General features: G+C 72.0%; 10 protein-coding genes. 4 read left to right on the top strand and 6 right to left on the bottom strand.

Annotated features, from left to right (window positions below):
* Positions 1-127 precede the first annotated feature (127 nt).
* Both CR470_RS31695 and CR470_RS31700 read left to right on the top strand, forming a co-directional pair.
* Entirely contained in the window at positions 128-511 is a 384-nt protein-coding gene (locus CR470_RS31695) for a hypothetical protein (protein WP_097870918.1), read from the top strand.
* Positions 512-529: 18 nt separating this feature from the next.
* Positions 530-1,033, top strand: coding sequence for a hypothetical protein (locus CR470_RS31700; RefSeq protein ID WP_097870919.1), 504 nt, complete (start codon positions 530-532; stop codon positions 1,031-1,033).
* A 25-nt stretch (positions 1,034-1,058) separates the two neighbouring features.
* Here the strand turns inward: CR470_RS31700 and hemB are convergent, their stop codons facing one another.
* From hemB to CR470_RS31730, 6 genes are all read right to left on the bottom strand, one after another.
* Positions 1,059-2,066, bottom strand: a complete 1,008-nt coding sequence (hemB, locus tag CR470_RS31705) for a porphobilinogen synthase (RefSeq protein ID WP_097870920.1) — start codon at positions 2,064-2,066, stop codon at positions 1,059-1,061.
* Between the two features lie 146 nt (positions 2,067-2,212).
* On the bottom strand, positions 2,213-3,883 hold the full coding sequence (locus tag CR470_RS31710) for a uroporphyrinogen-III synthase (RefSeq protein WP_097870921.1): 1,671 nt from the start codon (positions 3,881-3,883) through the stop codon (positions 2,213-2,215).
* A complete protein-coding gene (gene hemC, locus CR470_RS31715; RefSeq protein ID WP_097870922.1) occupies positions 3,880-4,866 on the bottom strand; it encodes a hydroxymethylbilane synthase in 987 nt (328 codons plus the stop codon). The genes CR470_RS31710 and hemC overlap by 4 nt, the downstream gene beginning before the upstream one ends.
* Entirely contained in the window at positions 4,863-6,371 is a 1,509-nt protein-coding gene (locus tag CR470_RS31720) for a glutamyl-tRNA reductase (RefSeq protein WP_097870923.1), read from the bottom strand. Before CR470_RS31720 ends, hemC begins: the two co-directional genes overlap by 4 nt.
* On the bottom strand, positions 6,368-7,129 hold the full coding sequence (locus tag CR470_RS31725; RefSeq protein WP_003968336.1) for a redox-sensing transcriptional repressor Rex: 762 nt from the start codon (positions 7,127-7,129) through the stop codon (positions 6,368-6,370). Before CR470_RS31725 ends, CR470_RS31720 begins: the two co-directional genes overlap by 4 nt.
* 257 nt (positions 7,130-7,386) lie before the next feature.
* The gene (locus CR470_RS31730; RefSeq protein WP_097870924.1) at positions 7,387-7,677 is read right to left on the bottom strand and encodes a glutaredoxin family protein; all 291 of its coding nucleotides are present in this window, start codon (positions 7,675-7,677) and stop codon (positions 7,387-7,389) included.
* A 168-nt stretch (positions 7,678-7,845) separates the two neighbouring features.
* Between CR470_RS31730 and CR470_RS31735 the strand changes: the two genes are divergently transcribed.
* Complete coding sequence (locus tag CR470_RS31735) at positions 7,846-8,691, top strand: DUF1963 domain-containing protein (protein ID WP_097870925.1); 846 nt, start codon at positions 7,846-7,848, stop codon at positions 8,689-8,691.
* 137 nt (positions 8,692-8,828) lie between these two features.
* The gene (locus CR470_RS31740; protein WP_097870926.1) at positions 8,829-9,788 is read left to right on the top strand and encodes an HAD family hydrolase; all 960 of its coding nucleotides are present in this window, start codon (positions 8,829-8,831) and stop codon (positions 9,786-9,788) included.
* Positions 9,789-9,838 lie beyond the last annotated feature (50 nt).

The raw sequence follows: 9,838 nt of genomic DNA on the forward strand, positions 1-9,838 counted from the left end.
CGCCTGCGCGGCGGCGCACGCCTGCGCGGCGGCCCCCACCTGGGCGGCGGCCCGTGCCGACCTGCCCACCGGGGACTGAGCCCTCGTACTCATGCGGGCGGCGGACCCCCGAGGTTGACTCGGACGCATGAGCGAGAACAGCCACGACGATGGCAGCACCCCGGCGACCGCCCCCGACGAGACGCCCGACAACCACGCCTGGATCGCCCCGCTGATCTCCTCTGTCGTGACCGTGCCGTCGGGGCTGCTCGCCCTGCTCTACGGCGCGCTCTCGCCCATGGAGTGCGGCTCCTGCAACGGCGCGGTGAGCGAGCGCTTCCACGACAGCTTCATGACCGCGTGGACCGTCCTGTGCATCGGCCTGATCCTCGCCCTGATCCTGCTGATCGCCGCCTGGGCCGTCCCCCACCAGCTCCGCTACGCCGCCCGGCGCGTGGGCCTGGCCCTCACCGCCCCCGCCACCGTGATGGTCGCTTTCGTAGCATTCATGGCACTGGTCGACTGGCCCTGACAGAAAGTGTCCACCCCCATGAACGACACGAACCTCACGACCACCGAGGCGACCACCGAGGCGGCGGCAGAGGCAACGGAAGAAACGACGGAAGCCGCGGAACGCCTGATAGCCGAGTTCCGCGCCCTGCCCGCCACCAGCGACCGCAAGCCCGAGATCATCACCGAGCTGGACGCCAACGCCCACGCGCTGCCGTTCCTCGTCTCGGTCGTCGCCGACCCCGGCGAATACGACCTCGCCCGCGTCGAGAGCGCCACCGTCCTGCGTCTGTGGCCCCCGGCCGATCCCACTCTGCGCCACGAAGCGGGCCGCGCCCTGCTCAGGGCGCTGCGGGACCCGCAGGAGGACCTGGTCCGGCAGTACGCGGCGATGTCGCTGGCGCCCTACACCGGCGACCCGGTCGTCGCCACGGTCCTGGACACCACCGCACGGGCCGACGAGGACCCGCTCGTACGGGACAGCGCCCGCTTCTCCATCGAGGAGGCCCACCGGCTCCAGGAGACCGGAGCGGGTGGGCCGTGAAACACGCCAGGTGGAGCGGACCGGCTCAGCGCCGCGCGTCCCGCCCCAGCCACTGGGCCGCCTCGGTCGCCCAGTAGGTGAGGATCATCTGCGCCCCGGCCCGCCGGATGCCGGTCAGGCTCTCCAGGACCGCCTTGTCCCGGTCGATCCAGCCCCGCTCGGCGGCGGCCTCGACCATCGCGTACTCGCCGCTGATCTGGTACGCCGCGACCGGCACGTCCACGGACTCGGCGACCTTGGCGAGGATGTCCAGATACGGTCCGGCGGGCTTCACCATGACCATGTCCGCGCCCTCCTCCAGGTCCAGCGCCAGCTCCCGCAGCGACTCGCGGGCGTTGGCCGGGTCCTGCTGGTAGGTCTTGCGGTCACCGGTGAGCGAGGAGCCGACGGCCTCGCGGAAGGGGCCGTAGAACGCCGAGCTGTACTTCGCGGTGTAGGCGAGGATCGACACGTCCTCGTACCCGGTCTGGTCCAGCGCGTCGCGGACGACGCCGACCTGGCCGTCCATCATCCCGCTGGGTCCCACCACATGGGCCCCGGCGTCCGCCTGGACCTGGGCCATCTCCGCGTACCGCTCCAGGGTCGCGTCGTTGTCCACGCGCCCGTCACCGTCGAGGACCCCGCAGTGGCCGTGGTCGGTGTACTCGTCCAGGCACAGGTCCGACATCACGACCAGGTCGTCGCCGACCTCCTCGCGGACCGCGCGCAGGCCGGCCTGGAGGATGCCGTCCGGGTCCGTGCCCGCCGTGCCCCGGGCGTCCTTCTTCTCGTCCTCCGGCACACCGAAGAGCATGATCCCCGAGACCCCGGCCGAGACCGCCTCGACGGCCGCCTTCCGCAGGGTGTCCAGGGTGTGCTGGTACACACCGGGCATCGACGAGATGGCGACCGGGGCGTCGATGCCCTCCCGCACGAACGCGGGAAGGATCAGGTTCGCGGGGTCGAGCCGTGTCTCGGCGACCATCCGCCGCATCGCCGGGGTCGTCCGCAGCCGCCGGGGGCGGGAGCCGGGGAAGTTTCCGTACGCAGTCATCCTTCGACGATAGACCCGTACGCAGTCAGGTCTTACCGACACCCGCGCCGGGAAAGGCCCGCGAACAGGCCGCGAACAGGCCCGGAGAACGGCGGCGGGCCCGGCCGCCGAAGCGCCCGGGCCCGCTCACCCTCGTACCACTGTCACTACGTCGTCGTCCGGCGCCTGCGCGCGCCCGGGCGTCGCTCGCTCGGCCGGGTCACCGGGTCACCGGCCTCCTTCGCCGCGTCCCGGCGCTGCGCGCCGAAGGCGGCGAGCGCCTCGGCGAGCTTGTGCACGGACGGCTCCGGCGACAGCACGTCGACCCGCAGGCCGTGCTCCTCGGCGGTCTTCGCGGTGGCGGGGCCGATACACGCGATCACGGTCACGTTGTGCGGCTTGCCCGCGATGCCGACCAGGTTGCGCACCGTCGAGGACGAGGTGAACAGGACCGCGTCGAAGCCGCCGCCCTTGATCGCCTCACGGGTGTCGGCCGGCGGCGGCGAGGCGCGGACCGTGCGGTACGCGGTGACGTCGTCGACCTCCCAGCCCAGCTCGATCAGGCCCGCCACCAGGGTCTCGGTGGCGATGTCCGCACGCGGCAGGAACACCCGGTCGATCGGGTCGAAGACCGGGTCGTAGGGCGGCCAGTCCTCCAGCAGCCCGGCGGCCGACTGCTCACCGGACGGCACCAGGTCCGGCTTCACGCCGAAGTCGATCAGCGCCGCGGCGGTCTGCTCGCCGACGGCGGCGACCTTGATGCCGGCGAAGGCACGGGCGTCGAGCCCGTACTCCTCGAACTTCTCCCGGACCGCCTTGACGGCGTTCACGCTGGTGAAGGCGATCCACTCGTAGCGCCCGGTGACCAGGCCCTTGACCGCGCGCTCCATCTGCTGGGGCGTACGCGGCGGCTCGACGGCGATCGTCGGCACCTCGTGCGGCACGGCACCGTAGGAACGCAGCTGGTCGGAGAGCGACGCGGCCTGCTCCTTCGTACGCGGGACGAGCACCTTCCAGCCGAACATCGGCTTGGACTCGAACCACGCGAGCTGGTCGCGCTGGGCGGCGGAGCTGCGCTCTCCGACCACGGCTATGACCGGCCGGTGGCCCTCGGGCGAGGGCAGCACCTTGGCCTGCTTGAGGACCTGGGCGATCGTCCCGAGGGTCGCCGTCCAGGTGCGCTGGCGGGTGGTGGTGCCCGCGATCGTCACGGTGAGCGGGGTGTCGGGCTTGCGGCCCGCGGAGACCAGCTCACCGGCGGCGGAGGCCACCGAGTCCAGCGTGGTGGAGACGACGGCGGTCGCGTCGCTCGCGCCGACCTCGCTCCAGCACCGGTCGGAGGCGGTACGGGCGTCGACGAAACGGACGTCCGCGCCCTGCGCGTCCCGCAGCGGTACCCCGGCGTACGCGGACACGCCGACGGCGTTCGCGACGCCCGGGACGACCTCGAAGGGCACCCCGGCGGCGGCGCAGGCGAGCATCTCCGCCCCCGCGTTCCCGTCCAGGCCCGGGTCGCCCGCGACAGCACGGACCACCCGCCTGCCGCCCTTCGCGGCCTCCATGACAAGATTGGCCGCATCCCTGAGAACGGGTACACCGACGGTTGTTGACGGGGTGTCAACGACGGTCAGCTCAGGCGTGCTCACGCCTGCCCGCGCATGGCTGCGAACGACGTCGAGCACATCGGGCTCGGCGACAAGGACGTCCGCGCTCGCGAGCGCCTCGACGGCGCGCAGGGTCAGCAGTCCCGGGTCGCCGGGACCGGCGCCGAGGAAGGTGACCTGACCCTGTGCGGACAGGACCGGAAAGTCGGATGCGGCGGGGCCGGTGGGGCTCAAAGTGCTCGCTCCCCCATAAGACCGGCCGCACCCTTGGCGAGCATCTCGGCCGCGAGTTCGCGACCGAGGGCCGCCGCGTCGTCGTGCGACGTGGGGACGGGACCGGTGGTGGACAGCTGTACGAGCGAGGAACCGTCGGTGGTACCGACGACTCCGCGCAGGCGCAGTTCGTTGACAACCTGTCCGTCGACCAGGAGGTCGGCCAGCGCACCCACAGGTGCGGAGCAGCCGGCCTCCAGGGCGGCGAGCAGGGCACGCTCGGCGGTCACGGCGGCCCGGGTGTACGGGTCGTCGAGCTCGGCGAGCGCGGCGGCGAGGTCGGCGCTGGACGCGGCGCACTCGATCGCCAGTGCTCCCTGGCCGGGAGCGGGCAGGACGGTGTCGACCGGCAGGAACTCGGTCACCTCACCACTCCGGCCGAGACGGCTGAGCCCGGCGGCGGCGAGAACCACCGCGTCGAGCTCCCCGTCGCGCACGAACCCGATCCGCGTGTCGACGTTGCCCCGGATGGGGACGGTCTCGATCCGCAGTCCGTGGGAACGGGCGTACGCGTTGAGCTGCGCCATGCGGCGCGGCGAACCGGTGCCGATGCGGGCGCCCTCGGGCAGCTGCCCGAGGGTCAGCCCGTCCCGGGCGACCATCGCGTCACGCGGGTCCTCGCGCTGCGGCACGGCCGCCAGCACGAGGTCGTCGGGCTGGGCGGTCGGCAGGTCCTTGAGCGAGTGGACGGCGAAGTCCACCTCGCCCCGCAGCAGCGCCTCGCGCAGGGCCGCGACGAACACGCCGGTGCCGCCGATCTGCGCCAGGTGCTCGCGGGAGGTGTCCCCGTACGTGGTGATCTCGACGAGCTCGACGGCGCGCCCGGTCACCTCGCGAACCGCCTCGGCGACGAGTCCGGACTGGGCCATGGCGAGCTTGCTGCGCCGGGTGCCCAGCCGGAGCGGCGCGGAGCTCCGCGCGCCCGGGGATGAGTTGTCGGTCATGACCGCCCTCTATTCGGGTCGTTCAGGTCTGCCCGGGAGACGGCGGCCACCGTCTGCGGGTCGAGGTCGAAGAGTTCTCGCAGCGCGTCCGCGTACCCGGCGCCGCCGGGCTCGCTGGCGAGCTGCTTGACCCGCACGGTGGGCGCGTGCAGGAGTTTGTCGACGACGCGGCGCACGGTCTGGGTGATCTCGGCGCGCTGCTTCTCGTCCAGGTCGGGAAGGCGGCCGTCCAGCCGGGCGATCTCGCCGGCGACCACGCCGGCGGCCATGGTGCGCAGGGCGACCACGGTCGGGGCGACGTGCGCGGCGCGCTGGGCGGCGCCGAAGGCGGCCACCTCGTCGGAGACGATGGTGCGGACCTGGTCCACATCGGCGGCCATCGGGGCGTCGGCGGACGCCTCGGCGAGCGACTCGATGTCGACGAGGCGCACACCGTCGATGCGGTGGGCGGCGCCGTCGATGTCCCGCGGCATGGCGAGGTCGAGCAGGGCGAGCCGGACCGGACCGGTCGACTGGGCGGGCACGGTGACCCGGCGCAGGGCTGTCGCCGGACCGGCCGGTGCGGCGGAGACGGCGGAACCGTTCTCCACCCAGGCGGCGTGCTGGTCGACGTCGGCCGGGGCCGGGGTGACGGTGGCCGCCGGCCGCTCGGGCGCGGCGCCCAGGGTCACGCCCAGGGCGTCGGCGAGGGCGTCGGCGGTGAGCACGAGGCCCGTGGAACCGGTGCAGGAGACGACGATGTCGGCACGTGTCAGTTCGTCACCGACCGCGGACATCTCGACGGCCCGGGCACGCACCGCGGTGTCGTCACCCTGCTGGAGGATCTCCACCAGGCGGTCCGCGCGGGAGCGGGTCCGGTTGGCGACGACGATGTCGGCGACACCGGTGCGCGCGAGGGTCGCGGCGGCCAGCGAGGACATGGATCCGGCGCCGATGACCAGGGCCCGCTTGCCCGCGGCCCAGCGCTCGGGGTCGGCCCCGGCGGCGAGCTGCTGGAGTCCGAAGGTGACGAGCGACTGCCCGGCCCGGTCGATCCCGGTCTCGCTGTGGGCGCGCTTGCCGACCCGCAGGGCCTGCTGGAAGAGGTCGTTCAGCAGCCGTCCGGCGGTGTGCAGCTCCTGGCCGCGCGCGAGCGCGTCCTTGATCTGGCCGAGGATCTGCCCCTCGCCGACGACCATCGAGTCGAGGCCGCAGGCCACCGAGAAGAGGTGGTGGACGGCCCGGTCCTCGTAGTGCACATAGAGATACGGAGTGAGCTCTTCCAGACCGACGCCGCTGTGCTGGGCGAGCAGGGTGGACAGCTCGGCGACGCCCGCGTGGAACTTGTCCACGTCGGCGTACAGCTCGATGCGGTTGCAGGTGGCCAGCACGGCGGCCTCGGTCGCGGGTTCCGCGGCGAGGGTGTCCTGGAGCAGCTTGGCCTGGGTCTCGGCAGCGAGGGAGGCCCGCTCCAGTACGGAGACGGGGGCGCTGCGGTGGCTCAGTCCGACGACGAGGAGGCTCATGCCGGCATCACGGCGGGCATGTCCCCGTCAGGTCCCTTCCGGCTGGCGGGCGTGGCGCGCATCGGGGGCGCGCCCTCGTCCTCGGCGGCGGAGTCCTCGCCGGCCTTGCGCTGCTCGTGGAACGCGAGGATCTGGAGCTCGATGGAGAGGTCGACCTTGCGCACGTCGACGCCCTCGGGCACCGACAGCACGGTCGGCGCGAAGTTCAGGATGGAGGTCACACCGGCGGCGACGAGCCGGTCGCAGACCTGCTGGGCCGCGCCGGGCGGGGTGGTGATCACACCGATGGACACACCGTTGTCGCTGATGATCCGGTCCAGGTCGTCCGTGTGCTGGACGGCGATCCCGGCCACCGGCGTACCGGCCATGGCGGGGTCCGCGTCGATCAGCGCCGCGACACGGAAGCCGCGGGAGGCGAACCCGCCGTAGTTGGCGAGGGCCGCGCCGAGGTTACCGATGCCGACGATGGCGACCGGCCAGTCCTGGGTGAGCCCGAGCTCGCGCGAGATCTGGTAGACGAGATACTCGACGTCGTACCCGACACCGCGGGTGCCGTAGGAACCCAGGTAGCTGAAGTCCTTGCGCAGCTTCGCCGAGTTGACGCCGGCCGCCGTGGCCAGCTCCTCGGAGGAGACCGTGGGCACCGATCGCTCGGAGAGCGCGGTCAGGGCGCGCAGGTACAACGGAAGTCGGGCGACGGTGGCCTCGGGAATTCCTCGGCTACGGGTCGCCGGTCGGTGAGTTCGGCCAGTTGCCACGGTGCTCCTGCGGGATGAGCGGGGCTGCAGGCGGCCGTATGTCCCAGGACCGCCCCGTCGAATGCAGGCTATGTCTTTGTGAACGCGTGCACAAAGATAGTGTCCGATTTGTCTGGTCAAAGTGACCGGGGTCACGCACATTCCCCGCGCGATCCCGGAACCGGGGACCGCATCAACCCGTTGCAGCCTCGAAGGGGGCAAAGCAGTACACACTCCTCACAGCCAAGCCCCCGAGGCCACCCAAAACGCCCACAATGTTAACCGGGTTTCGCGTCCGCACCCAGCGCCTTGCGCAGTCTCGCCGGGTCCACGCGCCAGAACGTGTGCTGTTCGTCATCGATCAGCACCACCGGAATCTGCTCCCAGTACTTCTTGTACAGCTCCTCGTCCTCGGTGATGTCCTTCTCCACCCACGACGCACCGGTCTCCTCGCACACCGCGCCCACCACCGCCCGCGCGTCCTCGCACAGATGACACCCGGGCTTCCCCACCAGCGTGACCACCCGCTCGGCGGGCTTCTTCCTCTTACGTCGCAGCAGAGCACTCATGCCTTCATTCTGCGCCCGTCACGCCCGCTTCCCGAGCCCGCGATGCCCTCTTCATCCCTCGCAGCGAAGATTGAGCATGGTCACCGAAGGTTGAGTGGTCGTTCACGGCCGCCCCGGGCGCCCCCGGGGGCCACGAGGTTGTCAGTGGCCAGAACTACCGTTGCCGGCGTGACGGATGATGAACTTCGAGAAATGCTGATTCCCTTCCGTACGCGGGCGGTTGAGGAGGGGCACCCGTGGGAGGACATTGACCCGCTGCCGGCCGAGGAGGTGGACCGGTGGATCGGCCACGTCCGGCCGTGCGCGGTCCTCACCGGTGGCGGAGACGGGCCGGTCGCCGGCAGGTTCGGCGGGCCGCTGCTGCTGCCCGCCGGGACCCCGGACCCTGAGCACCCGTACCTCGCGTCCGTCGACTTCGCCGCGCTGCCGAAGGACGCGACGGACCTCCCTCTGCCGCCCGACGGACGCCTGCTGCTCTTCGCCTCACTCGATGAAACGGACGGCGACGGCAACTGCGGCCAGGCCCTTTATGTCCCGGTCGGCACACCGGTGGAGGAACGCGACAAGAACACCTGGAGCGGCTACCCCGGCGATGACCACTACCAGGAGATCGTCGATTCCTACCCGCAGGGCGAACTGAGAGCCAGAACCGCACCGGACCTGCCCTATCACTCACTTCCCGGGTTTCCGCACGCTGACGAGCTGGTCACTGTCTGGTGCGACGCCTCTGGCAGAGGAGGGCATCTGCAGATCGGCGGATACGCGGACCAGGAGGACTCCGACCCGGACCCGCTGGAAAGCGTCGCCAGCCGCGCCGTCCGGCAGGCGGACCGGGGGCGTCGGGGCGTCGATGAGCCGGTGTCGGGCACCGTCGAGGACTGGGTCCTGCTGGCCCACTGGAACCCGGACATCAGCGGTCGGGACGGCGCGGACGTGCAGTGGGGAATCCAGCGCGCGGACCTGGAGGCCCGTCGCTTCGACCGCACTTTCAGCACCGTCCACTGGAACCCCTGACCTGGCCCGGCGGATGGCGTCCCTGCGCCGCCCCGGGCCGCCCGGAATCAACCGATTCACCATTCCGACCCACAGCGTTCACGCCCACGCATCGCGGCAGGTCGGGCAGGTGCGGACGGACTGGCTATGCTCACCGCATGGCCGCTCTTGGATGGCTCACACCCCGTAGGCGTTCCGCTACCGCACGGAGCGTCCTGGCAGGCGAGGCCGCCGCCGAGGCCGCGCGCAAGACCTCGGCCGCCGACGACGAATCCGCCCTCCTGACCAAGGCCCCGGAAGAAGCGGGCGCGACACCTCCCGAGGAGCCCGCGTTCCCGGTCGCCGGGGACGACCGCGCCGCCGCCTTCTTCGACCTCGACAACACCGTCATGCAGGGCGCCGCGATCTTCCACTTCGGCCGCGGCCTCTACAAGCGGAAGTTCTTCGAGCGCCGCGAGCTCACCCGGTTCGCCTGGCAGCAGGCCTGGTTCCGGCTGGCCGGCGTCGAGGACCCCGAACACATGCAGGACGCCCGCGACAGCGCCCTGTCCATCGTCAAGGGCCACCGCGTCTCCGAGCTGATGTCCATCGGCGAGGAGATCTACGACGAGTACATGGCCGACCGCATCTGGCCCGGCACCCGGGCCCTGGCCCAGGCCCACCTGGACGCCGGACAGAAGGTCTGGCTGGTCACCGCAGCCCCCGTGGAGACCGCCACCATCATCGCCCGCCGCCTCGGCCTGACCGGCGCGCTCGGCACCGTCGCCGAATCGGTCGACGGCGTCTACACCGGCCGCCTGGTCGGCGAACCCCTCCACGGCCCCGCCAAGGCCGAGGCCGTCCGCGCCCTCGCCACCGCGGAGGGCCTGGACCTGGAGCGCTGCGCCGCCTACAGCGACTCGCACAACGACATCCCGATGCTCTCCCTGGTCGGCCACCCCTACGCGATCAACCCCGACACCAAGCTCCGCAAGTACGCCCGCGCCCGCGACTGGCGGCTGCGCGACTACCGCACCGGCCGCAAGGCGGCCAAGGTCGGCATCCCGGCCGCCGCCGGGGTCGGCGCGCTCGCGGGCGGCACCGCCGCCGCCGTCGCCCTGCACCGCCGCCGCCGCTGACCCGCGCCCGCACCCCCCGCTCTGTCTCTTATACACATCTCTGAGCGGGC

The organism is Streptomyces sp. rh34 (assembly GCF_002551245.1).
Lineage (GTDB): Bacteria > Actinomycetota > Actinomycetes > Streptomycetales > Streptomycetaceae > Streptomyces.

Excerpts from the sequence above, each read along its gene's own strand:
- CR470_RS31695 (WP_097870918.1), top strand. The coding sequence starts at position 128 with ATGAGCGAGAACAGCCACGACGATGGCAGCACCCCGGCGACCGCCCCC.
- CR470_RS31740 (WP_097870926.1), top strand. The coding sequence starts at position 8,829 with ATGGCCGCTCTTGGATGGCTCACACCCCGTAGGCGTTCCGCTACCGCA.
- hemB (WP_097870920.1), bottom strand. The coding sequence starts at position 2,066 with ATGACTGCGTACGGAAACTTCCCCGGCTCCCGCCCCCGGCGGCTGCGG.
- CR470_RS31720 (WP_097870923.1), bottom strand. The coding sequence starts at position 6,371 with ATGAGCCTCCTCGTCGTCGGACTGAGCCACCGCAGCGCCCCCGTCTCC.
- CR470_RS31730 (WP_097870924.1), bottom strand. The coding sequence starts at position 7,677 with ATGAGTGCTCTGCTGCGACGTAAGAGGAAGAAGCCCGCCGAGCGGGTG.
- CR470_RS31700 (WP_097870919.1), top strand. The coding sequence starts at position 530 with ATGAACGACACGAACCTCACGACCACCGAGGCGACCACCGAGGCGGCG.
- hemC (WP_097870922.1), bottom strand. The coding sequence starts at position 4,866 with ATGACCGACAACTCATCCCCGGGCGCGCGGAGCTCCGCGCCGCTCCGG.